Source organism: Pseudomonas sp. StFLB209, from assembly GCF_000829415.1.
Taxonomy (GTDB): Bacteria; Pseudomonadota; Gammaproteobacteria; order Pseudomonadales; family Pseudomonadaceae; genus Aquipseudomonas.
Genome location: NZ_AP014637.1, coordinates 4,643,948 through 4,669,255, shown reverse-complemented (window position 1 = coordinate 4,669,255; position 25,308 = coordinate 4,643,948). Strand labels below are relative to the sequence as shown.

23 protein-coding genes are annotated in these 25,308 nt (G+C 62.5%); 9 read left to right on the top strand and 14 right to left on the bottom strand.

Going from position 1 to position 25,308, the window contains the following annotated elements:
• Positions 1 to 12 precede the first annotated feature (12 nt).
• Positions 13 to 906 (bottom strand): dihydrodipicolinate synthase family protein, encoded by an 894-nt coding sequence (locus PSCI_RS21095; RefSeq protein WP_045490724.1) that lies wholly within the window; start codon positions 904 to 906, stop codon positions 13 to 15.
• A gap of 254 nt (positions 907 to 1,160) precedes the next feature.
• Positions 1,161 to 2,150 (bottom strand): LysR family transcriptional regulator, encoded by a 990-nt coding sequence (locus tag PSCI_RS21090; protein WP_045490722.1) that lies wholly within the window; start codon positions 2,148 to 2,150, stop codon positions 1,161 to 1,163.
• 215 nt (positions 2,151 to 2,365) lie between these two features.
• On the opposite strand from PSCI_RS21090, the gene PSCI_RS21085 reads away from it, so the two are divergent.
• The 7 genes from PSCI_RS21085 to PSCI_RS21055 all read left to right on the top strand — a co-directional run bounded on the left by PSCI_RS21085 (position 2,366) and on the right by PSCI_RS21055 (position 11,152).
• Positions 2,366 to 3,598, top strand: coding sequence for an aromatic ring-hydroxylating oxygenase subunit alpha (locus PSCI_RS21085; protein ID WP_045490720.1), 1,233 nt, complete (start codon positions 2,366 to 2,368; stop codon positions 3,596 to 3,598).
• Positions 3,599 to 3,844: 246 nt separating this feature from the next.
• The gene (proV, locus tag PSCI_RS21080) at positions 3,845 to 5,017 is read left to right on the top strand and encodes a glycine betaine/L-proline ABC transporter ATP-binding protein ProV (RefSeq protein WP_045490718.1); all 1,173 of its coding nucleotides are present in this window, start codon (positions 3,845 to 3,847) and stop codon (positions 5,015 to 5,017) included.
• 28 nt (positions 5,018 to 5,045) lie between these two features.
• On the top strand, positions 5,046 to 5,999 hold the full coding sequence (proW, locus tag PSCI_RS21075) for a glycine betaine/L-proline ABC transporter permease ProW (protein WP_045490716.1): 954 nt from the start codon (positions 5,046 to 5,048) through the stop codon (positions 5,997 to 5,999).
• Between the two features lie 58 nt (positions 6,000 to 6,057).
• Positions 6,058 to 7,077, top strand: a complete 1,020-nt coding sequence (gene proX / locus PSCI_RS21070) for a glycine betaine/L-proline ABC transporter substrate-binding protein ProX (protein ID WP_045490714.1) — start codon at positions 6,058 to 6,060, stop codon at positions 7,075 to 7,077.
• A 164-nt stretch (positions 7,078 to 7,241) separates the two neighbouring features.
• Positions 7,242 to 8,606, top strand: a complete 1,365-nt coding sequence (gene dddP / locus PSCI_RS21065) for a dimethylsulfonioproprionate lyase DddP (RefSeq protein ID WP_045490712.1) — start codon at positions 7,242 to 7,244, stop codon at positions 8,604 to 8,606.
• Positions 8,603 to 9,619 carry a GlxA family transcriptional regulator gene (locus tag PSCI_RS21060; RefSeq protein WP_084710256.1) on the top strand — a complete coding sequence of 339 codons (1,017 nt, stop codon included), beginning with the start codon at positions 8,603 to 8,605 and terminating at the stop codon, positions 9,617 to 9,619. Before dddP ends, PSCI_RS21060 begins: the two co-directional genes overlap by 4 nt.
• A gap of 42 nt (positions 9,620 to 9,661) precedes the next feature.
• On the top strand, positions 9,662 to 11,152 hold the full coding sequence (locus PSCI_RS21055; RefSeq protein ID WP_045490711.1) for an aldehyde dehydrogenase: 1,491 nt from the start codon (positions 9,662 to 9,664) through the stop codon (positions 11,150 to 11,152).
• Between the two features lie 57 nt (positions 11,153 to 11,209).
• Here PSCI_RS21055 and PSCI_RS21050 read toward each other — a convergent pair whose 3' ends face one another.
• Together PSCI_RS21050 and PSCI_RS21045 are read right to left on the bottom strand one after the other, a co-directional pair.
• Positions 11,210 to 11,500 carry a hypothetical protein gene (locus PSCI_RS21050; protein WP_045490709.1) on the bottom strand — a complete coding sequence of 97 codons (291 nt, stop codon included), beginning with the start codon at positions 11,498 to 11,500 and terminating at the stop codon, positions 11,210 to 11,212.
• A gap of 101 nt (positions 11,501 to 11,601) precedes the next feature.
• Positions 11,602 to 11,859 carry an acyl carrier protein gene (locus tag PSCI_RS21045; RefSeq protein WP_045490707.1) on the bottom strand — a complete coding sequence of 86 codons (258 nt, stop codon included), beginning with the start codon at positions 11,857 to 11,859 and terminating at the stop codon, positions 11,602 to 11,604.
• Positions 11,860 to 12,004: 145 nt separating this feature from the next.
• Here PSCI_RS21045 and PSCI_RS21040 point away from each other — a divergent pair, with 145 nt between their 5' ends.
• Positions 12,005 to 12,424, top strand: coding sequence for a topoisomerase DNA-binding C4 zinc finger domain-containing protein (locus PSCI_RS21040; protein WP_045490705.1), 420 nt, complete (start codon positions 12,005 to 12,007; stop codon positions 12,422 to 12,424).
• 42 nt (positions 12,425 to 12,466) lie between these two features.
• On the opposite strand, the gene PSCI_RS21035 is transcribed toward PSCI_RS21040, so the two are convergent.
• The 10 genes from PSCI_RS21035 to PSCI_RS20985 form a co-directional block, all read right to left on the bottom strand.
• On the bottom strand, positions 12,467 to 13,576 hold the full coding sequence (locus PSCI_RS21035; RefSeq protein WP_045490703.1) for a serine hydrolase domain-containing protein: 1,110 nt from the start codon (positions 13,574 to 13,576) through the stop codon (positions 12,467 to 12,469).
• A 2-nt stretch (positions 13,577 to 13,578) separates the two neighbouring features.
• On the bottom strand, positions 13,579 to 14,733 hold the full coding sequence (locus tag PSCI_RS21030; protein WP_045490701.1) for an iron-containing alcohol dehydrogenase: 1,155 nt from the start codon (positions 14,731 to 14,733) through the stop codon (positions 13,579 to 13,581).
• 99 nt (positions 14,734 to 14,832) lie between these two features.
• A complete protein-coding gene (locus PSCI_RS21025) occupies positions 14,833 to 15,471 on the bottom strand; it encodes a LysE family transporter (protein ID WP_045490700.1) in 639 nt (212 codons plus the stop codon).
• Between the two features lie 31 nt (positions 15,472 to 15,502).
• On the bottom strand, positions 15,503 to 17,200 hold the full coding sequence (locus PSCI_RS21020) for an FAD/NAD(P)-binding protein (RefSeq protein ID WP_045490698.1): 1,698 nt from the start codon (positions 17,198 to 17,200) through the stop codon (positions 15,503 to 15,505).
• Between the two features lie 5 nt (positions 17,201 to 17,205).
• The gene (sbnA, locus tag PSCI_RS28790) at positions 17,206 to 19,206 is read right to left on the bottom strand and encodes a 2,3-diaminopropionate biosynthesis protein SbnA (protein WP_084710058.1); all 2,001 of its coding nucleotides are present in this window, start codon (positions 19,204 to 19,206) and stop codon (positions 17,206 to 17,208) included.
• Between the two features lie 5 nt (positions 19,207 to 19,211).
• Complete coding sequence (locus tag PSCI_RS21005; RefSeq protein ID WP_045490696.1) at positions 19,212 to 20,537, bottom strand: SidA/IucD/PvdA family monooxygenase; 1,326 nt, start codon at positions 20,535 to 20,537, stop codon at positions 19,212 to 19,214.
• Positions 20,538 to 20,566: 29 nt separating this feature from the next.
• On the bottom strand, positions 20,567 to 21,535 hold the full coding sequence (locus tag PSCI_RS21000; RefSeq protein WP_045490694.1) for an ABC transporter substrate-binding protein: 969 nt from the start codon (positions 21,533 to 21,535) through the stop codon (positions 20,567 to 20,569).
• Entirely contained in the window at positions 21,532 to 22,629 is a 1,098-nt protein-coding gene (locus PSCI_RS20995; RefSeq protein ID WP_045490692.1) for an NAD(P)/FAD-dependent oxidoreductase, read from the bottom strand. The genes PSCI_RS21000 and PSCI_RS20995 overlap by 4 nt, the downstream gene beginning before the upstream one ends.
• Before the next feature lie 11 nt (positions 22,630 to 22,640).
• Entirely contained in the window at positions 22,641 to 24,140 is a 1,500-nt protein-coding gene (locus tag PSCI_RS20990; protein ID WP_045490690.1) for a methionine--tRNA ligase, read from the bottom strand.
• Entirely contained in the window at positions 24,137 to 24,526 is a 390-nt protein-coding gene (locus tag PSCI_RS20985; protein WP_045490688.1) for a cupin domain-containing protein, read from the bottom strand. Before PSCI_RS20985 ends, PSCI_RS20990 begins: the two co-directional genes overlap by 4 nt.
• A gap of 258 nt (positions 24,527 to 24,784) precedes the next feature.
• On the opposite strand from PSCI_RS20985, the gene PSCI_RS20980 reads away from it, so the two are divergent.
• Positions 24,785 to 25,048: a DUF2790 domain-containing protein gene (locus PSCI_RS20980; RefSeq protein ID WP_045490686.1), complete on the top strand. Its 264-nt coding sequence runs from the start codon at positions 24,785 to 24,787 to the stop codon at positions 25,046 to 25,048.
• The last annotated feature ends 260 nt before the right edge of the window (positions 25,049 to 25,308 follow it).

Sequence of the window (25,308 nt, the reverse complement as noted above, 5' to 3'; positions counted from 1 at the left end):
GCTCCGCGACGGTCAGGCCAGGCTGGTTTCATAAGCGGCCAGCGGTGCGACCACCGCCTGCAGGTGCTGCAGCTTGTCGGCCGACAAACGGGCCAGCGGACGGCGCGGGTTACCAGCGGCGTAACCGGTGATTTCGGCGGCGGCATACACCGACTGCACATAATCACCCTGCCAGATCAGCGACATGACCGGCTCCAGCTCACGCCAGATTTCCCGCGCGCGGTCCCATTGTTTTTCCAGCGCAGCATTGACCAGCGCCACACAGGTACGCGGCGCAATATTGGCTCCGCCCCAGATCAGCCCGGCCGCACCGGCATATAGCGCGTAGGGCACCAGCGGGTCAGCACCGTTCATGGTCGGCAGACCGGTGCGGATCAGCGCCGCCTGGGCCGCCAGGTCACCGCTGCTGTCCTTGACCGAGACAAAGTTGGGGATTTCGCTCAGTTGTTTGAACAGCGAAGGCGTCACTTCCACACCCACCGCCTGTGGCACGTTGTAGCCAATGATCGGCAGCCCGGCCTCACTGACGGTGGAGTAGAAATCGATAATGCCCTGGTCATCGGTCGGGCCTTCGAAAAACGGCGGCAAGACCATCACGCCATTAGCGCCGACGCTGGCCGCGTGCCGGGTGCGCTCGACCACCTCGTCAGCCAGCAGTGCGGAGGTCTGGGCAATGATGCGGGCACGGCCATTGATGACCCTGGCGCCAAACGCTACCAGTTCCCTGGACTCATCCTTGCTCAGATACACATGCATGCCGGTACCGGAACTAAGCACGAAACCCTGAATACCTGCCGCGAGATAGCGCTCGATCAGTTGCTCGAAACGGGCATAGTCAATCTTGCCCTGAGCATCGAATGGAGTGGTGATGGCCAGGTTGATACCGGAAAACTGGAATGCAGACATTGAGTCGCGCCTCTTGTTGTTCGTGATGTCGTTGCAGGTCAGCCAAAACCAGGCAGCAGGCAGCCAGCAGACGCTGTCGAGAGATCGACAATGCCCGTTGCAAACCTGGTGGCTGAGCCTCGATAACGCAGGTGAGGAAGTTGCAAATAACCCCGCTTCAGCAAGTAAATGGCCTGCGCGGGCTGAGTTAAAGAGTAATTACGAACAGCAGAGGGTTACAGCGACATTTATGCCCATCAATTGATGAGCTGGCGTTATGCATTGGCTTCAATAAACTCGCCTGGCCTATCACTGGCGAACTGTTCCAGCAGCCAGTCGCGTAACAGGCAACAACTGAGGTCGCGGCTTTTGGCCTCGTTGAAACTCAGGTAATGCCGGGTTTCACGGTGCACCAATTGTTCAGCCACCGGGCGCACCAGCAGGCCCTTTTGCAGATACGGTTCGACCAGATAGTTCCAGCCCAGGGCCACGCCCTGATGGGCCAGGGCCAACTGGATCAGCAGGTTGTAGTCGTTGGAGTTGAAGTAATGCGGCGCATCGCTGGCGCGGGTCTTGATATCGATGCTCTGGTAGGCGAACCACACGCCCCAGTCGACATGTTCGGCAATCTGCGAACGGCCGAACGGACTGAGGTTTAACAGCGCGCCATCGCGAATGCCGGTCAGGCTGCGCAGTTGCGGGTGTTGTTCAAGGTATTGCGGGGTGCACACCGGGTAGATGACATCACAGACCAGCGGCTGGCTGTGATAGCCCTCGTGGGTCTTGGCGATCTTGCAGATGATGATGTCCGGGTTGACGCCGTTCTCCATCACCAGAAAGTTCTGGGTCACCACCAGGTTGATGTCGATTTCCGGGTAAGCCTCGAAAAACGCCGGCAAGCGTGGACCGAGCCAGAAATTGGCAAAGGCCGAAGAACAACACAGCGTTACCACCTGCTTGGGGTTCTCGCTGCTGCGAATGCGGTCAGCGGCCTGGGAAATATTGGTGAACGACAACTGCACCGCATCGAAGAAAATCGCCCCGGCTGCGGTGAGTTCCACGGTGCGCCCGGCGCGGTTGAACAGTGCGGCGCCCAGGTGTTCTTCCAGCTCGCGGATCTGTCGGCTGATCGCCGCCTGGGTCACGCACAGCGCCTCGGCGGCACGGGTAAAACTCTGATACTTGGCCGCTGCCACAAAGGCTTTGACCGCCCGCAGGGAGGGCATTTTGATCAGTGCCTGATCGGGCTCGGTGTGTTTGACCATAACCTTAGGTAATCAATTGACTATAGAAAAATTTGATTTTTATACCTGATGCCTCGCCCTAGACTGATCGCAAGCAGCAGCGATAGCAGCGCAAGATTCGCCAGAGCCTAGCTCAATTACCTGAAACCTTGAACAGATTAATTCAGGAATCCGCCCTGCGTGCAATAAACGGCCCACGCAATAAGAGCCTCAGCTTATTTGGAGTGCACATAATAATGTCCCGCATCAACGCTGTATTAGACCTGATCAAACAACGCAAGGCGCAACATGCACTCCCTGGTGCGGTTTATAACGACCCGGCTGTTTATGAGCAAGATCTTGAGCAAATCTGGCACCGTGAATGGATCTTTGCCGGGCATACCTTCGAACTGGAAAAACCCGGCCAATACCTGACCCTGCAGATTGGCAACTATCCGATCGTGGTCATTCGCGGCAAAGATGGCGAAATCCGCGCCTTCCATAACGCCTGTCGCCATCGCGGCTCGAAGGTCTGCACCGAGGCCAAGGGCAAGGTCGCCAAAATGGTCTGCCCCTATCACAAGTGGACCTTCGAGCTGGACGGCAAGCTGCTGTACGCCGGCCACATGGGCCCGGACTTCAACGCGGCCGATCACCATTTGAACCCGGCGCACTGCGAGGTGGTGCACAGCTATATCTATGTATGCGTGGCCAAGGTTGCACCGGATTTCGAGAAATTTCGCAGCGCCGTTTCGCCGTTCATTGGCCCGCACTACCTGGAAGACTGCAAGGTCGCTTTCGAAGCCAGTCTGGTGGAAAAAGGCAACTGGAAGCTGGTCTTCGAAAACAACCGCGAGTGCTACCACTGTGACGGCACCCACCCGGAACTGCTCAACTCTTTCGTTGAGAACGTTTCGGTCCAGGGTCTGGGCGGCGAAGAGGATCTGGAACTGGCCGAACACTGGAACACCTGTGAAGCCGCAGGCCTGGCCAGCCGGATCAATATGGACCCCAATGGCCAGTTCCGCATGACCCGCATTCCGCTCAATCATGGCGCCAGCAGCTACACCATGGACGGCAAACCGGCCGTGGCCCGGCGCCTGGATCGCAGTGGGGTGAACAACATCGGTGCGCTGCTGTACTTCAACTACCCCTCCACCTGGAACCACTTCCTGGGTGACCACGCGCTGAGCTTCCGGGTGCTGCCGCTGGGGCCTGGTGAGACCGTGGTGACCACCAAATGGCTGGTGCCCAAAGACGCCGTGGAGGGTGTGGACTACGAGATCGAGCGGTTGACCAAAGTCTGGATGGCGACCAATGACCAGGATCGCATGTTGGTGGAGGGCGCGCAGGTCGGCGTGACCTCCCCGGCTTATCAGCCCGGCCCGTATTCGCCCTTGGTGGAAAACGGCGTCTGCCAGTTCGTCGACTGGTACAGCGAACTGATGATCCGCCGCCTGAGCGAAGCGGGTAACAACCGTATCGTCTGAGCCATACCTAAGCCGCTCCTACGGGCGATGAGACGATTGGAATCAGGCAATAACGCATCACCCAATAACTACAATATTACCCCCGGTGCGTAGCCGCGAAGGGATCCACTTCCCTTACAACAGAAGTATCTGCGTACCGAACTGACTCACGTTCAATTTGAACGGACTGCCAATTTACCTGAGTGTGCGAAAGGATCTTCCTGCGCATGTTTGATTAATTGGTCATAACGATAACAAGAGGGTCGTATGAGCCAAGCGGACGAAATTCTTTCGGTCAACAATATATTCAAGGTGTTCGGTCCCAACCCGAACATGGCCATGGACATGCTGCGCCAGGGCGCCGACAAGAATGAGATTTTCAACAAGACCGGCCACGTGGTCGGGGTCTTCGATGCCAGCTTTTCAGTCAAGCGTGGCGAGATCTTCGTGATCATGGGCCTGTCCGGCTCGGGCAAGTCGACCATGGTGCGGCTGTTCAACCGGCTGATCGAACCCACCTCCGGCAGCATTCATCTCAACGGCAAGGAAATCACCGGGCTGTCGGACAAGGACCTGCTTAACGTGCGCCGCAAGGACATGGGCATGGTGTTTCAATCCTTTGCCCTGATGCCGCACATGAGTGTGCTGGAAAACACCGCCTTCGGCCTGGAAATTTCCGGCGTATCCGAGCAAGAGCGCCATGCCCGGGCCAGTGAAGCGCTGCGTCAGGTGGGCCTGGCCGGTCACGAATACAGTTACCCGCATCAACTGTCTGGCGGTATGCAACAACGGGTCGGCCTGGCCCGCGCGCTGGCCAACGACCCGGCGATCCTGCTGATGGACGAGGCCTTCTCGGCCCTCGACCCGTTGATTCGTCACGAGATGCAGGGTGAACTGATCCGCCTGCAGGCCGAGCAGCAACGCACCATCATTTTCATCTCTCATGACATCGAAGAAGCCATTCGGATCGGCCACCGCATCGCGATCATGGAAGGCGGTCGGGTGGTGCAGATCGGCACCCCGCAAGAGCTGATCAATCAGCCGGCCAACGACTACGTACGGACCTTTTTCAAGGGCTTCGACAGCTCGCGGGTGCTCAAGGCCGGTGACGTGGCGAAATTCGATCCGGCCAGCGTGTGCAAGGTCAACGGCAAAGCCGCCCAATTCAGCAGCGGCGGTTCGTACGGTTATCTGGTGGACGAGAAAGGCCAGTTACTTGGCGTCGTCGATATCGATGCCTCGGGCGCGGTAAGCCCCCACGTTGCCGGTTCCAGCCATGACCAGCACAAGCAGAACCCGGTGTACACCGACACCCCGCTGCACGAAGTGCTCGGCATCGTCGCCCGCCTGCCCTACCCGGTTCCGGTACTGGACCGTGGCGGTGCGTTCAAGGGCACGATTTCCAAGACCCTGTTGCTCCAGACCCTGAGCCGCGACTAAGCGCCCACGCCAAAAAGAGGTAGCCCCCATGTCCGAATTCAGCCTTCTCGATCCATTCCAGTCGATCACCATTCCCTTGGGTGACTGGGTAGAAGCCGCCCTCAATTACCTGGTACAAAACTTCCGCGAAGTGTTCCGTGCCATCCGTTGGCCCATCGACCAGGTGCTCAACGGCACCGAATACATCCTGCAAAGCATCCCGCCGAGCATCGGCATCCTGTTGTCGTCATTGCTCGGCTGGCAACTGGCGGGCAAGCGCATGGCCCTGTTGTGCTTTGTCACCCTGACCCTGCTGGGCTTGATCGGCGTGTGGTCAGAATCGATGACCACCCTGGCGCTGGTGCTGACGGCGGTGTTTTTCTGTGCGGTGATCGGTATTCCGCTGGGCATCCTCTGCGCCCGCAGTGACCGGCTGGAAAAGATCATTCGTCCGGCACTCGATGCCATGCAGACCCTGCCCGCCTTTGTGTACCTGGTGCCGGTGGTGATGCTGTTCGGCATCGGTAACGTGCCTGGCGTGCTGGTCACCATTGTGTTTGCCCTGCCGCCGCTGGTGCGGCTGACCAACCTGGGTATTCGCCAGGTGCCGGAAGACAAGATCGAAGCCGCCCGCGCCTTTGGCTGCACGCCACGGCAGATGCTGACCCGCGTCCAGTTGCCGCTGGCGACCTCGACGATCATGGCCGGCATGAACCAGACCCTGATGCTGTCGCTGTCGATGGTGGTCATCGCCTCGATGATTTCCGTCGGCGGCCTGGGCCAGATGGTTCTGCGCGGCATCGGCCGGCTGGACATGGGCCTGGCCACCGTCGGCGGGGTCGGTCTGGTACTGCTGGCGATCTTCCTTGACCGCCTGACCCAGGCGATGGGTGAAAGAACCGCCGCCGAGCCTGGCCGGCGCTGGTTCCATACCGGCCCGGTCGGCCTGGTGCTGCGAATATTGGGTTCCAACCCTTCTACAGGTCGGCGCAAGACCGCCTGATGACTCGCTCTTTTTGATCTGCCGCCCTTGGATAAAAACCAGAAGAAGGTAAGCAACGATGAACAAGATCCACGTTTCCCGGCGTTTTGTGCAGTGTGCGACCGCGCTGTCGCTGGCCATCGCCTCGCTGTGTGCCTCGGCCTCTGCCGAGAAACCCGGCGATGGCGTCAAGGTCACACCGATCTTCCCGCCGATTGCCGAGGAGCGTTTTCGCGGCGAAGTGGCCATGGAGGGCCTGCGTGAGCTGGGCTACAAGATCCAGGAGCCCAAGGAAACCGAATATGCCGTGATGATGGTTGCCCTGGCCAACGGCGATGCCGACTTCACCGTCCACCTATGGAACACCCTGCACGACACCTTCTACCAGAAGGCCGGTGGCGACAAGACCCTGGTCAAGGCAGGCGACATTCTGCCCGGCGTGCTGCAGGGTTACCTGATCGACAAGAAGACCGCCGAAGCCCACAACATCACCAGCCTGACCGACCTGCAAAAGCCGGAAATCGCCAAGCTGTTTGATGTAGACGGTGACGGCAAGGCCGACCTGACCGGCTGCAACCCCGGCTGGGGCTGCGAGCTGACCATCGATCACCACATGAAAGCCTATGGTCTGGAGAAGACCGTCAACGTCAACCGCGGCTCGTACTTCGCGCTGATGGCCGACACCATCACTCGCTACAAGGCGGGCAAACCGATCCTCTATTACACCTGGGTACCGCAGTGGATCTCGGGCGTATTGGTCGAAGGCAAGGACGTGGTCTGGCTGCCGGTGCCCAAGACCGACCTGCCCGGCGGCAACAACGGCGTAGATACGATGTACCAGGGCAAAAATCTGGGCTTTGCCGTGGACAAGGTGGTTGCCGTGGTCAACAAGGACTTCGCTGCCAAGAACCCCGCAGCGCTGAAGTTCCTGTCGCTGGTGCAAATCAGCACCGATGACGAGAGCACCCAGAACCTGAAAATGCAGCAAGGCGAGAACAAGGCCAAAGACGTCACCCGCCACGCCAAGGAATGGGTCGCCGCGCACCGTGCGCAGTTCGACCAGTGGCTGCAGGCATCACGCGACGCCGCCAAACAATAAGCTCGCTTGCCGGCCCCGTAGGAGCGGCTTTAGCCGCGAAGACTTCCTGATCGGCATTGGCCCGTAGGAGCAGCTTCAACTGCGAAGCTTTTGCGAAGGTCACTGCTGCTCCTACAGCCCTACAGCAGCCTGTTTCATAACAATAACCGTGAGCCCGGACCGTCATGAGCAGCCCTTTTTCCATCCCCACCCACGCCCGCCGTATCGACCCGGCCCGACCACGGGCCGCCCTCAAAGCCGATGGTTCAGAGGACGATAACGATCGCGTCGAGATCGGCCCCACCCCGCTGGCCTTCGCCGAATGGGCCAGCCTGGGACTGCAAGCCCCGCACCTGCCGAGCATGCGTGAATACCGCCTGCAACGGATTCGCGAACAACTGGTCAAGCGCGACCTGGGCGGCATCCTGCTGTTCGACCCGCTGAACATCCGCTACGCCACCGACACCACCAACATGCAGTTATGGACCACCCACAACCCGGCCCGCGCCTGTTTCGTCGCCGCCAGTGGCCATGTGGTGCTGTGGGATTTTCACGGCTGCGATCACCTGTCGGCGCACCTGCCGCTGGTCAGCGAGCTGCGCAGCGGCGCTTCGTTTTTCTACTTCGAGACCGGTGAACACACCGAACAGCACGCCCGCCGCTTCGCCGGGCAAGTCGATGAGCTGCTGCGCAGCCATGCTGGCAGCAATCGCCGGCTGGCGGTGGATCGCATCGAAGTGGCTGGGCTGCGCGCCCTTGATGCCCTTGGCGTGCAAGTGTGCAGTGGTCAGGAAGTCACCGAGTTCGCCCGTGCCATCAAAGGCCCGGACGAGATCCTCGCCATGCGCTGCGCGGTGGCCTCTTGCGAGGCCTCGATTGCCGAGATGCGCCTGGCGATGCGTGCTGGCGCCACCGAGAACGACGTTTGGGCCGCTCTGCATGCCGGCAATATCCGCCGTGGCGGTGAATGGATCGAAACGCGCATTCTCAGCTCCGGGCCGCGCACCAACCCCTGGTTTCAGGAATCGGGCCCGCGGGTACTGAGCGACGGTGATCTGCTGAGTTTCGACACCGACCTGATCGGCGTCTATGGCATGTGTGTCGACATGTCGCGCAGCTGGATTTGTGGCGACCTCGAACCGACCGCTGAACAAAAGCGCCTGTACCGTATCGCCCATGAGCACATCACCCGCAATATCGAGATGGTCAAACCCGGCGTGCGCTTTACCGAGCTGACCAGCCGCGGCCACCGCCTGCCTGAGAGCTGCCGTGCGCAGCGTTACGGGGTGATGTTCCACGGTGTCGGCCTGTGCGACGAGTACCCGTGCATCCGTTATCCGGAAGACCTGGAGTCCTACGGCTACGAAGGCGTGCTGGAGCCGGGGATGGCGCTGTGCGTGGAGGCGTATGTAGGGGAAGTCGGCGGACGTGACGGTATCAAGCTGGAGAACCAACTGCTGGTGACCGACACCGGTTATGAGCTGCTGACCCATTATCCGTTTGAGGACAGCTTTCTTTCAGACACTGGCACGCAACAATGCCCATCATGACCACGGCGATAGACAATGGCTGGTGCGAGACGATTGCAACGTCGGCAGCGCAGCACCGACCTGCAACGCACGCGGCCCAGCGAACCGCGAACATAGGCTTTCTGTTGCTGGACAATTTCTCCCTGCCCTGTTTCACCCAGGCGCTGGACGTGCTGACCACCGCGAACCTGATCCGCCCTGGTTCAGTCAAGGTCCATACGTTCGGCTACCGCAACAGCGAGGTCATGAGCGACCTGGCCATTCCAATCCGGCCCAACACGCCACTGACCGACATCCGCATCGCCGATCTCGACCTGATGATGGTCTGTGGCGGCCTGCGCACCCCGCGCCAGGTGCCGGACTGGCTGGTCAGCCTGCTGAAAAAGCTCGCCGGTTTTCCCATAACTCTGGGCGGGCTGTGGAACGGCGCCTGGTATCTGGGCCGGGCCGGGCTGCTCGATGGTTACCGGTGTGCGATTCACTCCGAACAGCGTACTGCCCTTTCGGAACGCTCGCCCAATGCCAATGTAAGCCTTGATAGCATGGTGTTCGACCGTGACCGCCTCACTGCCGCCACCCCGGCCGGTGCCTTCGAGGTGATGCGCAAGTGGCTGGCCAAGGCCTGCGAACCGGACCTGGCCGAGGCGGTGACCAGCCTGCTCGACTACGACCATAGCCGTTTTCAGCGCACCAGTGAGTCACCGCGCCGCAAGCTCTGCAAGCCGTTGCGCGAACTGATCACGCTGATGCAAGCCAACCTTGAAGAGCCGCTGGAGCCGGAGCAACTGGCGCACTATGCCGGCCTGTCGAAGCGCCAGATCCAGCGGCTGTTCCGCGAGCAACTGGGGACTTCGCCGCAAAAGTATTACCTGCAACTGCGACTGAACGAATCACGCCGGCTGATTCAGAACTCAACCTTTTCGATGCTCGAAGTGGCGATTGCCTGCGGCTTTGTGTCAGGCAGCCATTTCAGCAAGTGCTACAGCGACGTGTTCGGTTATCCGCCGTCGCGTGAAGTCCGGCATGAAGTCTGATTCGCCTCCACTCCCCCTGACCCCATCATCAAGGACACGCCAATGGCTGAACTGCTGAGCAAAGACCAATACAAGGCGCTGGCCGCTGAACTGAAATTCCCGACCCAGGCATTCATCAACGGTGAATTCCGTGATGCGCTGTCGGGCAATACCTTCGCCACCACCAACCCGGCCACCGGTGAGCTGCTGGCCAACATCGCCGCCGGCAACAGCGACGACGTCGATCTGGCGGTCAAAGCCGCTAAAGAGTCTTTCGCAGACGGTCGCTGGAGCAAGCTGGCGCCGGCGGCGCGCAAGCACATCCTGCTGGATTTTGCCCAACTGCTGGAAGACCACGCCCATGAACTGGCAGTGCTGGAAAGCCTCGACAGCGGCAAGCCGGTCAGCGAATGCCAGAACGTCGACGTGCCGGAGACCATCCACACCCTGCGCTGGCATGCCGAGCTGATCGACAAGATTTACGACTTCAGCGCCCCGACCGGCGCCGGTGCGGTAACCACCGTGGTGCGTGAAGCCATCGGGGTGGTCGGTCTGGTGCTGCCGTGGAACTTCCCGCTGCTGATGCTGGCCTGGAAAATCGGCCCGTCGCTGGCCGCCGGTTGCTCGATCGTGGTCAAGCCGGCCAAGGAAACCACCCTGACCGCCCTGCGCGTCGCGGAGCTGGCCCATCAGGCCGGCGTACCGGCGGGTGTGTTCAATATCGTGCCTGGCGGTGGCCGCGAAGTCGGCGAGCCGATTGGCCGGCACATGGACATCGCGGCGGTGAGCTTCACCGGCTCGACCGACACCGGCCGACTGTTCCTCAAGTACTCGGCCGAGTCGAACATCAAACGTGTGGTACTGGAGCTGGGTGGCAAGAACCCGGCGGTGGTGATGAACGACGTCGAAGACCTCGACGAAGTGGCCCAGTACCTGGTGGCCGGTGCGTTCTGGAACATGGGCGAGAACTGCTCGGCGTCCTCGCGGCTGATCGTGCACCGCGACGTCAAAGACAAGCTGCTCGAGCGCATCAAGGTGCACGTGCGCGACTGGCAACTGGGCGACCCGCTGGACCCGGCCAACCGCCTGGGCGCAATGGTCAGCAAAGCGCATTTCGAGAAGGTTCGCTCGTACCTGGAACACGCCGTCGAGGCGCAACTTAAAGTGGTCGAAGGCGGCAACACCCGGGATGGCGTGTTCATCGAGCCGACCATTGTTGATGGCGTGAAAGCTGGGGACAAACTGTTCGTCGAAGAGATCTTCGGCCCGGTCTTGAGCGTCACCACCTTCAACACCATTGATGAGGCCATTGCCCTGGCCAACGACACCGTTTACGGCCTGGCGGCCTCGGCCTACACCAGCAACCTGCGCAACGCGATCCGTCTATCGCGCGAGATTCGCGCCGGTATCGTCACCGTCAACTGCTTCGGTGAAGGCGACGCTTCGACGCCGTTCGGAGGCTACGGCGAGTCAGGCTTTGGCGGTCGCGACAAGTCGCAGTGGGCGCATGATCAGTACACCGAGCTTAAGACCATCTGGATCAATGCTCAGTAAATTTGTGGCCGCTTTGCTCACCGATCACGCGCATAAGTACGCGTACCGGTGAGCAAGCTATCTGGCAGAACGCTGCCGATACGCCTGGACCATTTCCTTGGTGACATCTTCCTTGAAGCACAAGGGCGCATAGCCGCCGTCGCGGTTGTAAGCACTGCGCTTGCCACAACGGCTGCCATTGCTCGCGGCGTTATAAGGGCAAGGGCATCTGCCGGGGTATTGGGCGATGGACTCCTCGATCAGGCGTTGCACGATCACCGAGTCGGGGACCCGGGTTTCCTTGGCTCCAACCGCCAGCGTGCAGGACAAAAGCAACAAGGCAACAACGTGACTGACGATTTTTAGCATGGCATTCCCTGGCCTGGTAAGTCATTCCAGCCCGTGTTTTACCATGACATCATAAAGACATCAGCAAAAATTGATTGCCTTTGGCCATCAATCGATTCAGGTCAGCCCTTAGTCTGCTTGAGTATGTACTCGTAAATCGCTTTCGGCGTATCCAGAGTCTGTGCGTCTTCATCCGAGATGCTGATGCCAAACTCGCCAGACAGCGCCATCAGCAGGCTGATGATGTCGTACTCATCTGCACCCAGATTTTCCAGGGTGTGACCGTAACCGCCATAGCCACGGCTGACCTCCTGCTCTGAAATGCCCAGTTGCTCGGCAATCATGACGTTGAGCTTGTTTCTGAGTGCTTCGTTGTCCATGATGCCCCTCATCCCAAATGTCGTAAGGCCATCAGACTGCCCAGCAGCCTGACACCTGTCAATCACCACGCCAGGGTTGCGCTAACATCAGACTCCGGCCGCCACCTGCATGGCGCCCACACGGTTCACTTTTACGACAGCCCCCATGACACACCAATCGCCTTCCCTGCTGCTCAGGCTCGCCAGAAAGCTGCCTTTTATCAGCAGGCTTGTCACGGCATTTGCCGAGCGCAAGCGACTGGCAGCCCCCGAAAGTCTGCCAGACACCGCACCGCCGATGGCCCAAGAGGCGCGGCCCGCGCCGACCGGCAAAACCACAACCGCCCGGCCCAAGGCCAGAGAAGCCAAGCCTGCCGCCCCGCCGCCCGATGCGAAGACACATGCCCCGGCCTGCCCGCATTGCCGCAAGACCATGGTCATGAAAGTGGCGCGTAGCGGCGCCAAGGCTGGCGACAACTTCTGGGGCTGTGCGGACTATCCGCAATGCAGGGGCATCAGGGCGATCTTTGCGCCGATGCCGTCGCAACCGGTACGCAGCAAACCGGCAAACAAACGCCAACGCTAGCCAGAACCGCCGCGTTCATTAGCCATACCCTGTGGCCGCTCATCAATAGATGTGCTGCACGATCCCGTCTGCCAGCTCGCCCCAGGCGCCGGCCACTGCGGTATTGGTCAGCACCACCAGGCTGCGCTGGGCCTGCGGGTCGACCCAATAGTGGCAACCATACAACCCGCACCAGCCCCAGCTACCCGCCCCTTGCGGCTGGCCGGCAGCCACAGGGTCAAGCAGCACCGCCGGCCCCAGGCCGAAGCCCCAGCCAGCGCCGCGACTGGTCATGGGCAGCTCGCCCAACGCGTTGGCGGTCAGTAACGCGCAACTGACCGGGCTGAGCAGCGGCGCACCGCCCAGGCGCAAGCACTCAAGCAAGCGCAGGTAATCATCGGCGGTGCCGACCAACCCGGCGCCGGCTGAGGCGTAAGCCTGGCGGTTGAACGCCCGGCGGGCACTGAGCAGTGCCACCCCGCCATCCAGCGGCAGACGATCATGATCGCTGATCGGTTGTGGCAGCGTCGGGGCGTCCTTGTAGGCGCGGGCCAGAGAGTCGCAGGCAGTAAAGCCGGTGCTGCGCATCTGCAGCGGACCTGTGACATAGCGGTTGATCGCCTCAGCCAGATCCAGACCGCAGGCCACCTCGATGACCGCCCCCAGCACATCAGTGCCCAGCGAGTAGCGCCACGCCGTACCCGGCTCGAACAACAGTGGCAGCTGTGCCAAACGCTGCAGGTTGTCTTGCAGGCTGTGGCTTGGGTCATCCAGCCCGTCAGACACCCTGGCCCGTTGGTAGGCGTTGCCCGGCGCTAATTCAAAACCGTAGCCCAGCCCCGCCGTATGGCACAGCAACTGGCGCAGGGTTATCACTGCCTCGCGACCATCGGTGAGGCGTGGGCGAAAATACCCCAGCCAGTCACTGACAGGGCCGTTCAGGTCCAGTACGCCCGTTTCGCACAGATGCAGCACGGCGATCGAAGTCAGCAGTTTGCTCAGCGACGCCAGGCGCATGGCGGTGTCGCGCTGCATGGGTCGTTGCGCCTCGCGGTCAGCCCAGCCACAAGCACTGGCATAGCGCAGTTCACCGGCCTCGGCCAGCAACAACACCCCACCGACAATCCGCCCGCTGTCGACCTGCCGCAGCCAGAAGTCATTGAGCTGCTGCACCCTCACATCCCCTGCACGGCATGGCTGAAAATCCGTTGATAGCCCTCGGCACTGTGACGCACCGGGTTGGTGTGCGAGCAGCCATCCTTGAAGGCCATCCGGCCGATCAATTCGGCATCACGCTCATCAATAGCCAATGCCGTCAGTGTGTGCGGGATGCCGCAGTCGTGGCGCAATTGCAGTAACCAGTCCATGACCCCATTGAAGCCCGGTTTGGGCAAACGCAGGTCATGGGCCAGCTCGTTCATGGGTTGATGCAGCGCCGCCTCGTTGGCCAGCAGCACATAGGGCAACACGATCGCGTTGAGCAGCCCGTGGTGATGGTCGTAGAGCGCGCCCAGCGACTGGGCAATGGCATGCACGCCACCCAGCCCGCGCTGAAACGCCGCTGCGCCGAGGCTGGAGGCGACCAGCATTTGCTCGCGGGCCTCAAGGTCCTGGCCATCGCACACCACCCGCGGCAGGTGCTGGCGGATCATCTGCAGGCCCTTGACCGCCACGGCTTCGGCCATCGGGTGCCAGACCGGCGAGCACCAGGCTTCGAAGCAGTGGGTCAGCGCGTCCATGCCGGTGGCGGCGGTCAGTGCCGGTGGCAGGCTGAGGGTCAGCCGGGCATCGAGAATCGCCACTTTGGGCATCATCCGCAGGTGCAGGATGGTGCGTTTGACCCGTGCCGCTTCGTCGGTGATGACCGCGGCGCGACCGACTTCCGAACCGGTGCCGGCGGTGGTCGGCACAGCGATAAGCGGCGCAATGCCGTCGGGGTTGGCGCGCAGGTGGTTGGTGCCGATGTCTTCAAAATCCCACAGCGGGCGGTGCTGGCCGGACATCAGAGCCACGGCCTTGGCGGCGTCCAGTGCCGAGCCGCCACCGAAGGCGATCACCCCGTCGTGCTGGCCGGCTTTGTAGCGCTCAAGGCCTGCGGCGACGTTGCTGCCGGTGGGGTTGCCCTTGACCTGATCGAACAGTGCGCACTGGCCGAGTTCGCGGCGGCAGTCGTCCAGGGCTTGCTGGATCATCGGCTGGCTGCCCAGGTCGCGGTCGGTGATCAACAGCGGACGCTGGATGCCGGCGCTGCGGCAGGCGTCGGCAAGCTCACGGACGCGCCCGGCGCCGACGCGGATGGAGGTGGGGTAATGCCAGTTGCTGGTGTGCATGGTGCTCTCCTGCATCAGTAAAAGCCTTCGCGGCTAAAGCGGATCGCCGCCCGACCGCTCCTACGAGATATTCATTAACAATCAGAGATTTGGAGAGAATCAGAGCAACCCCACCAGCAAACGCAGGCCAAAACCGACCATGAACAGCCCGGTGATGATGTCGATGGCTTTTTTCATGCGCTGGTAGCGGGCCTGGATGGCCGGGATCGAGAACAGGGTGGCGAGCAGTACGAACCAAGAGATGGCCAACACCGCGATGATCGAGACCCCGGCGCTGCGCACCCAGATGGGCAGGCCCGGTGCAGCGACGGTGGTGAACACGCTGGTATAGAACGCCAACGCCTTGGGGTTGGTCAGGTTGGTGAGCAGGCCGAAGCGGTAGGCGCGGCTCAGGCTGGCAATGCCCAGTGCGTTGATATCGCGAGGGGCCGGCGGGTTGCCGGCGCTGCGCAGGCTTTTGATTCCCAGCCAGCCCAGATAAACGCCGCCAAGCAGTTGCAGGGCCGGCTGCAGCCAAGGCAACTGCTGGAACATCAGGCCCAGGCCGGTGACGGCCAGCAGCGCCCAGATGATACTGCCCGAGGCCACGCCAAGACCGGCACAGATGCCTTGCTGGCGCGACTGGCTGCAGGACAATTGGGTGATGACCAGAAAATTCGGTCCCGGGCTGATGATCAGCACGATAAAGGCGCCGGCCAGCGCGGTGAGCAGGGTCAGTTCGTAGGGTATCGAGTACATGGGGTCGGTCCTTGTCAGTGAGAAAACGGGGTCAACAGGCCACGGCGCACGGCGAGGCCAATGCGCCCAGGCAGTCCTGCACCGCCCGGCGCGCCTGGAGCGGCGCCAGGCAATGCGGGTCGGGGGTCGGTACGTAGTGGTTGTAAAAGCTGCTGCCTTCCACCACTGGCCCCAGCAGCCATAGCCGCGAATGTGCGCAGCCATCAGCGCGGATGGCGCGGTGTTGGTCGTTGACCAACACGCCGTCGGCGGGAAACGCCTGAGCGGCTCGGATCAGGCCCTGACGTTGCAGGTCGCCGAGCAAACCGCTGGCATTGAGTCTCAGGCCGCTGTGGGCATTGCGTGCCCGAACGATGCAGTCCAGTTGCGCAGGCACCTGACCTGGGGCCAGCAGGTGCACCACGCCGGCGTCGAGCAACGCCAGCAGGTCTTCGTAGCGCTCTTGCTGCGGGCCGCCGACCAGACGGTTGGAGAGCCCGGCAAAACGGCGGTAAAAATCCACCCGTGAGTGCGCCAGCAGGCCGTCGTGGTCAACCGCCAGGCGCAGCAGGTCGCGGTAGTCACGCCAGACTTCCAGGGCCTGGGTCAGTGGGCTGGCGCGGCGGCCCAGGCGGCTGCGAATCAGGTCTTGCTCAAGCCAGCGGCGCAGCCACTGCGGGTAATCGTCGCCCGTCCACGGCTGCATCGGCATCCAGTGCAGCGGCTCGAAAGCCCCCCACTGTCGGGCCAGTTGCGCAAACAACTCATCGCGCTGCGCCGTCTCGCGCAAGGCCTGCTGGACTGCGGGCAACCCTTGCGGCTCGGCCAGGCTGACGCTGGCCTGATAGAACACCGCGCGCATTTCATCGGTGATCAACGGCAGCAGATCGCGGGCGAAGTCCAGCCGCGCGCAACCAGACTCTGCGCGCAGCCGTTCGATGGCCTCGGCGGTGAAGAACAGCCGTGGCCAAGGCTGGCACGGCGCGTCAAAACCGCTTGGCCGGGCATGAAACGGCAAGCCACTGCGTGAATACAGGTAGATTTGCGGCTCGCGGCCGCTGGGCAGGTAGCGCCAACCGGCCAGGCCGTTATCAGCCACGTAGCGGCCGCCACGGCCTTGGGTCAGTTCGGCGATGCAATCCATGGCGCTCAGGCCCAGGCCCTCGATCGCCACCCGTGCGCCGGGTTCGGCCGGCAGCGGCGTGGCCGGCGCATGGCCGCTGGTGATGAACAATCCGTGGTAGTGATGACAAGTGCCCTCTTGGGTGGTCAGTTGCCACCCCGAACCACCGGCCGCAGGCAGGGCACGGCTCACCCGCTGCGGGTAGTGACGCACCTGCAACTGTGCCGGGCAATGCCCCAGCAGCCAGCGGTAGCTGTCTTGCAAGTACAGCCCCAGCAAACGACGCGGCACGAAGTCAGCGAAGGCCAGCGGCCGGCCCTGCCCGCTGGGGTCGACATGGCCGCGGGCGTCGAGGCGCAGATCTCGCGCTTGGCACCACTGCAGGAAGCTCGGCCCCGGCGGTTGGGTGGCCGGGTGGGCGGTGCAGAACGCAGAGATCTGCCCGGCCATGGTGTTGAGCATCAGGTAATCGGGCTGGTCACTCAGGTGCAGGCCACTGCCCGGAGTAGCGGGATCGAACAGGTCCAGTTGCAGCGGCAGATGCGGGTTGGCGCGGCTCAGGGCAATGAACTGCTCCAGCAGGCTCAGCCCGCGCGAGCCCATACCGACAATGGCGATTGTGTACATGGTCGTCACCAGCGGCTGGATTCAAAGAAAAAATTCGGCACCGGCAAGGCCCGGCCCTGCTCCAGCGCCCGGCGATACACGCGCTGCCCTACCGCCAGGTCCAGCACGCCGAGGCCAAATGGCGAGAAGATGGTCGGTTTGGCCGGATCAAGGCTGATCTGGCCGAGCATCAATTGCGCCAGGCTGCCGCTGATGAACGAGCGCTGCTGATAGTGCTCGACCGCCAGTTGCGGCGAGGTGCCGGCCTTCAGGCAGTGCTCGACGTCATCGAACAGGTTGTTGGCCTGGGCGATCACTGCTGGCCCCAGATCGCGCAGCGAGATATTCAGCACCACCTGACCGGCACGCAGCAGCGGCTCATGCACGTAAGGCGTCGGCGCGGTGGTGGCGAACACCAATAGGTCGGCGCTCAGACTGGCCGCCAGCTCAACCTGCTCGGCTTGCAGCGCGTGCTGTTCGGCCAGATGGCCGATCAAGGCGGCGGCCGACGGCGCATGCGGGTCATGCACCGTGATGCGCTGGAACCGCCAGCCATCGGCAATCAACAGATCAACGATGCTGCGGGCAATAAACCCCGCCCCCACCAGTGCCAGATGGTCGGCGGCGCGGCGCTGGCCATTGCTCCACCAGGCGCCCAGCACCGCCGAGGCCGCGGTGCGCATGGCGCTGATCCGAGAGGCTTCCAGGCAGGCATAGGCATAGCCTGTGTCGGGCCGGTTGAGCAGCAATACCGCCGAAGCCCGTTGCAGGCCGTTGTCGATATTGGCCGGAAAACTGGAAATCCACTTGATCCCGGTGACCGGCTGCTCACCCTCCAGGCTGGCCGGCAAGGCAATGATGCGGTTAGCCGGCTGCCGGGGAAAACGCAGGAAATAGCTGTCCGGGTTGATGCTGCGCCCGGCTTCGTGATCCAGATAGGCCTGGCGCACGTCATCGATACAGGCCAGCGGATCAGCCGCCAGAATCTGCGCCACACATTGCCCGTCGAGCACATGAAAATCCGCCTGTGGGGTGGGCAGCCAGGTGGTGCGTGCAGGCTCGCGCCCCAGGTCTGCCAAGTTCATCGCCAGCACCTCGCGACCAAAGCGCTGCTCAACCCACGTATCGTCATACAGGGTGTCGAGGTAACGCTCGCCCCAGTCCGGCGACACCGCCACCACCACCGCTCCAGGTTCGATACGCTCGCGCCAGGCATGCACGGCGCTGATCACCGTGGCCGTCGAGCCGCCCACCAGCAGCCCGCGGCTGCGCGCCAGCAGCCGAGCCATGACCACCGTGTGGGTCTCGGGGACCATTTCCAGCGCATGAATGCCTTCGGCGGCGAAGATCGGCGGGCGCTGGCTGGTGCCCAGACCTGGAATGAAACGCCGGCTGGCGGGTGTGCCGAAGGTCACCGACCCCACGCTGTCGACGGCGATGATTCTGGTGTGCGGGCTGTGCTGGCGAAAATACTCAACGCAGCCCATCAGGGTGCCAGTGGTCCCGGCCCCGACGAACAGATAATCGACCTGGGCAAAGTGCCCGGCGATGGCGCGGGCCGTGGTCCGCGCGTGGGCCTTGGGGTTGGCGGCATTGGCGTACTGGTTAAGCCACAGGTAACGCGGGTCGCTGGCCTGCAACTGGCGGATCAACTCGATTCGGGTGCCGAGAAAGCCGCCATTGGCGTCGGTTTTTTCGACCTGAATGACCTCGGCGCCATAGCTGCGCATCAGGCGCAGGTTATGGCTGGCAGTGTTGGGGTCGACCACGCAGGTAAAGCGCAGGCCGCGGGCGGCGCAGAGCATGGCCAAGGCTACGCCAAGATTGCCGGATGACGACTCGATGAGGATCGAGTCGGGCTGGATCAGCCCCCGCGCCTGCAGGTCGTCGACCAGCCCGCTGGCGGTCTTGAGCTTGATCGAACCGGCCGGGTTGAACGACTCCATTTTCAGATGAAAGTCCGCGCCCAGGCCGCTGATTTTGAGGAAGGTCTGGTCATGGACGATGTCGCCGATGCTGTCATACATACCGGTCACTCGCTCAAGGCCAGGGTAGTTTTGCAGCCGGCAGCTGTGACCGGGCGGGTCGATGCCTGGTGCAAGGCGCTGGCTATCCGCCCGGCGCGCAGGGCCAGCATCGAGAACGACTGGCTGTCGCTGATGCCATGGCTGCGTTCGGACAAGCCGTTGCTCCATAGCTGCACGTCGCAGGCGCCCTGGGTGTGGATGCGGTAATCGCGATCGACCACCAGCGCGCCTTGCTCATCGGCGGCCAGCCATGGCTGCAGGCCGGCGAGCAGCGGCGGCACGCGGTACTGCTGATAGCCGGTGGCCAGGACGATGCCGTCCACCTCCAGTTGCCGGGTCTGCTGGCTGAAACGGTCGGTCAGGGTGACCTGATACGCATCACCACACAGCTGCACGCCAGTGACGTGCTGGTAGTGATGGGTGTGCAGCTGCTGACGACCGGCAACGGTGTCTTCGTAGATCAGCGAGAACAGCTTCTGGCTTTCATCCGGGTCGATGCCGGCGTAGTTGGTGGCGCGGCTGTAGGCGAGAAACTGCTGGCGGGCGCCAGCGTCCAGGCTGTGGAAGTAATCGACATGCTCGGGGCCGAAGACCCGGTTGGGGAATTGCCCCAATTGAGTGAGTTTGAAGCCGGCGGTGCGGTGCACCGAGTGAATCTCGACCTGCCGATCGCGGCCGATCAGTTCCAGCACCGACTCACTGGCGCTTTGCCCGGAGCCGAGCACCAGCCAGCGCTTGGGCCGCTCACTGGCGAAGGCTTGCATATGGCTGACAAAGCCTGAGGTATGAAACACCTTCGGCCCCAGCAGGGGCTGGAACAGTTCCGGTATGTACGCGGCGCTACCGCTGGACAGCACCAGGTTGCGGGTTTCGAACGCGCCGTGCGCCGTCTCGACCCGCAGCTCACACAACCGGCCATGACGAATCACCGGTAGCACCTCGTCAATACGCGTATCGAAGCAGGTGCGTGCATCGACCTGGCGTGAGACCCAGCCCAGGTAATCGGACCACTCATGACGGCTGGCCGGGCGCCCGAGCAGGCCGAAATCAAACAACCGCCCCTTGTCCTTGAGGTACATGGCGAACGAGAAACGGCTGCGCGGGTTGCGCGGCGTCACCAGATCACGGAACACGTGGTGATTGATGTCGGTGCCGGCCAGCAACAGCTCAGGGTGCCATTGACTGTCGGCGGCTGCCTCGACAAAGCGCATGTCTACGCGGCCCAATGGCAGACCCTGTTCGCGGGCATCTTCGAAAGCGCAGGCCAGGGCAATCCCGGCAGGGCCGAAACCGATGCACAGCGCATCGACGGTGGTGGTTGCAAGACTCATCAGGAATCTGTCCTTGATTGAATAGGGGGTTAAAAGGTCGGGGTGACCGGTTGCAGGCCTTGCGGCCCGAGGTGCCAGAGCTGGGTGGAGGCATCGCGTATTTCGTTCTGCAAGAAAGCCAGCGGCCCCAGCGGGGTGGCCAACACCTCGTTGCACAAGGCGTCGAGCAAGGCGCGGCGATCGGGCAGATTGCGCCGTGCCAGCACGCCAATGCCATGCAGCAGGCGCAGGCTCTCTCGGTAATAGGTCTGCGCCGGGCTGGCGAACCACTGCCGGTGCTGGCGGGCCGCCGGGCAATCCTCGGGGCCTGGGTGAAAGCCGATGACCCAAGTGGCTTGCGGTTGGTCGCCAACCGGCTGGCCAGTGCCGAAAAACGGCGAAACGGCGTCATCGGTAAATATCAGCGGTCGGCTGCAACCGGCCCGGCGTCGAGCCTGCAGGTAGGCGCAGCTGGATTTCAGGCGCCCGGCAAACACCTCGGCGTCGGCTTGCTCGCGGTCGGTTACCGGTTGCAGACCATGGGCCAGCGCACTGTGCCGGATCGCCGCCGCCAGTGCCTGGCCGTGTGCGCTGTCATCAGCCTGCACATACAGGCGTTGCCACAAGCGGCTGATGGCCCAGGCCAACAGCTCGCCGGCCAGTTGCCGATCCGACGGGCAACCGCGCAGCACGTTGGGGAATCGGGTCAAGTCTTGCAGCGTAGCCGCCGGTGTCAGCAGCGCAATCTGGTGGCAGGCATACAGCGGCGCGGCGGCCAGCGCGGCGTCGGACGAAAAATGGCCCAGCACCAGATCGGCGCCCCACTCGACCATCTGTTGCGCCACCATGGCGGCCTGCCGGGGGTCGGCCCCGTCGTCGAGCCAGTGCCACTGCACGCCGGCCAGCCCCGGTATCAGGTTGCGGCCTGCTGCCAACGCGCGCAGAAAGGTCCGTGCATGGGGAGTGACAGCCGGGTCGAACACCGCGCTGATCCCGACTTTCATGGCGGTTGGCGTCATGACGGCATACCCCGTCGCGCGTCCAGCCCGGCCCAATGCGGGTCAACCGACCGCTGCCCGTCATGCAAGTAGCCTTGAATCTGCCGGGCGGCAAGGTCGGCAATACCCGGCGCGAATTTGAAGCCCACCCCGGACAGCCCACAAGCCACGTACAAACCGCGCGGCTCATCCACAAAGCCCAGCAGTGGCCGGCCATCGGCGCTGTAGCTGTCAAAGCCCGGCACCACATCCAGCACCCTGACCCGCCCGCCGCCGGCCAGTTGGCCGACCCGTTGCCGGGCATCCTCGATATGCCGGGCATCCGGCCGCGCCAGTTGCTCCGGCAGCAGCGCCCGGTCACGCAGCCCGCAACCGCTCTGCACGAGATGTGGCCCCAGCGGGATGGCATAACTGCCACTGACCGCGTCGATCAACGGCAGCGGCCAGGCGGCCTCGGTCTGGACCCTGGCCAACGGAATCGCGCGGCTTTGCAGCGCCAGCTCCGGTAACAACCGATGCGTCCACGCGCCGCTGGCCAGCACCACGGTCTGGCAATCCAGGCGCGCTTCTCCCAGTTGAATGTGGGCCGAACCATCGGCCTGCCAGTCGATGAACTCGACCCGGCAATGCTCGATCAGCAGCCCATCGCGGCGCACACGCTGGCACAACCGCGCGGTGGCACCGCGCACATCGCCGACGCAGGCATGCGGTTCGTAGAGCTCAGCGCGATCCGCACGTGCCGACCAGGGACCGAAACCCTGGACTCTGCGCAGCGGATACTCCGCGCTGGCGTAGCGCTCGATCGCTGCCTCCAGTGCACTCTCATGCGCGATATCGGCGCGATACAGCACGCCGCTGCGCCGCAGCGCTCGGGTGTAGGTGTCGGAAAACGGCGCCTCCCCCATGACCCGTAGCGAATGCGCTGTCAGTTGCATCAAAAGTGGGTCCGCGTCGTACAAACGCAGCAACCCGCCGGAACTGGCGCTGGCACCGCGGCTGGCGACGCTGCCCTGCTCCAGCAGCACCACACTCAGGCCCAGGTGCAGCAAGCGGGCGGCGATACTCGCGCCGACAATGCCGGCACCGATCACCGCGACTTGATAATCCATGCTCATGCGATGGCCGCTCAGATCGAATAGTCAGGGGCCGGACCGCCGAACACGACAGCGTTCAGCCGTGCTTCGGGCAGTGCGTAGGCATTGACGATGTCGGCGGCGGTTTGCGGGACCAGCGCCTTGCCGAACACCGCAATCAGCGCGGCGAAGTGACTGACCGGGCGGCCCGCCTCCAGCCGCGTACGGGTAATCGCGATGGTGTCGAGTAGCACCTGAGCCATGCCACGGATCGAAAACTGCTTGAGCTCGGTGGCCTTGCACCATTGCAGGCGCAGCGCTTCGAGCAGCCCGGCATCGGCGCCGTTAAAGCCGTTCCAGCCGTGCTCACGCTGATCGGGACCGGCTTGCAGCAGCGCCGGGACAAAGTCCAGGAACACATCCTGGCGCCAGCGCTGAAAGTGCTGCAGGCGAAAGTCGCCTTCGCTCTGCTCCGGCGCAACGCTGGCGAGGTACAAGCGCACACTGTCGGCACAGGCCTGGCGCACCAGATCGCCGACCCAGATTGCGTGGTTGCGGCTGGTGGACAGGTTGAGCCCGTCGAGCTTGAGAAACTGGTTGGGCATGAAGTGCTGACGGACCCGCAACTCGTCATGCACCGCCAGTTGCACCGGGTAAACGATGCAATGGCTGAAGACACAGTCGAAGCCTAGAAAATTGACCAGCGTGCCCTGCCCCGAACGCCAGTACTGGTTGAACAGCTCCGGCTGGCCAATGCGCTCGGCATACTCGCGAAACGCCGCGATGTAGCCGGCCAGGCCCATGAACCAGGTGTGCACCCGGCATGAGCCGTCGGCGGCCAGGTCCAGCCCGGCGTCGTGGGGCCGGGTCACGCCCCAGTCGTGCAAGTGTTCAAGGGTGTCGCGCAGCCAGGCGTTGAGCGGCGCACGCCACTGTCGGCCCAGCAGGCTGTCACGCAGCGGCGCCTTGAAGTCGGCCAGTTTGAGAAACGCCCGGTGGGTGCTCCTGAACTGCGGCGCCTTGTGGCACAGCTTGCAGTACAGCCCGCTCATCAGTGCGGCATCCGGCGCCTGGGCACACTGCTCGCACTGACTGGGGTCCGAGTCATGGCCGCAGTAATTGCACAGGCCACGGGCGAAGGCTTCATAGCCCCATTTGTCGCAGTCCGGGCAGTACGCCTCCTGGCTATCACGAAATTCGATGGCGCCGGCCTGTTGCAGCTTGGCAAATACCTCGCTGACCGCCTGCCTGAAAAACCGATTGTCATACGGACGCATCCAGTTATCCGGCTGGATATTCACTGCCGCCAGCGACGCCTCGATACGGTCGCTGTTGCGCCGCGCCAGTTCCACGGGGTCGACGCCCTGCTCCAGGCCCTTGCGCAGCATGTAGGACTGGTAGTCGTCGGAATAAGACAGCAGCACACAATCATGACCGCGCTGGCGCTGGACCCGAGTGAACACGTCGGCGCCCAGAAATGGGCCGGCGATATGGCCGATGTGCAGGTCGCCATTGGGCGTTGGCGGGGTGATGGTGACGATGAAGCGGCTCATGCCAGGCACCCGGTGGTGTCGTTGTGCTGGGCAAGGAAGTTGTTTACGTGATTCAGGTCCCACCAGATCACGTAGAAATGAAAGTCCTCGGCCGAGTCGTTGATTACGTAGTGGTGGGTGTGTTTCGGGATGGCCGCGATGTCGCCCTTGCTGAACGGCATCTGCTGGTCACCGATCACCAGCCGGGCGCTGCCCTCGATGGCGATGAACAGCTCCTGATCGATTTGCGTGTGGGTTTGCGTAGTGGTGCCGGGCCGCACCACGCACCAGCCGCCGCCAAACGGCATCGGATAGCCTGCCCAGGGCAGCAACCGGCTGCCGTCCAGGCCGTATTCGTGCACGAGGGCGCCAAATCGGGTTTTCCGGTAAATGTCGAAGGTTTCCATGCGCTGACCCGCCTGTTTGAAGTGGGTCAAGCATGAAATTGCTGGCGCAAGGCCGCTATCGGATCGCCGGATAGCTCAGGGGCGACGCATCAATGAATTTGATCGATAACCTTCGGTCGCCAGTACTGAACGCCATCGGTTTCGTTGATTCTGTGTATCGACAGCCACCATTTCCGGGAATCAGGGGGCCTCCTTAAAATGATGGCCATAGGCAAAGCGCATTCGCGACTTTGCAACCTGATAAGTGTGGAGATTGTCATGAAATACGTTCTGTTTGCCGCCCTGTCGCTGGCTAGCCTGATGGCCTCAGCCAATGACCAGACTGCTGCTGTCGAGCAGCCGGTTGTTCAGCAATATGGCTATGGCCAGAATCTGGATATCAAAAAAGTCGTGAGCATTGAGGCACCCGAGTCCGACCTGTGTGAGCCGGTGGTGGCGAGCATGGTTTACATGGACAGCCAGGGTGTGGAGCATGAGTTGCACTACAAACGCTTGAGTGAGACCTGCTCGTCGCATGGTTGAGGCGGGTACTGTAGGTGTAATGCTAATCAGCCAAGCAATCCCGGACCTGGCTCGCTCTCGGTAGGAGCCAACCTTGGTCTGGGCGGCACTCCGACGAAGGGGCCAGTAAAACCGGCCGGCTACTTTCAATGTGCTGGCTGCAACTAACCAACGTTGCCCGGTTACGCCAGACAAATGGCGACCTTTTCTTGACTTGAATCACGGCACTGTCGGCCAATCCGGCCTAGTCTGTATCCGACCTGATACAGCCGCCGGGTAAG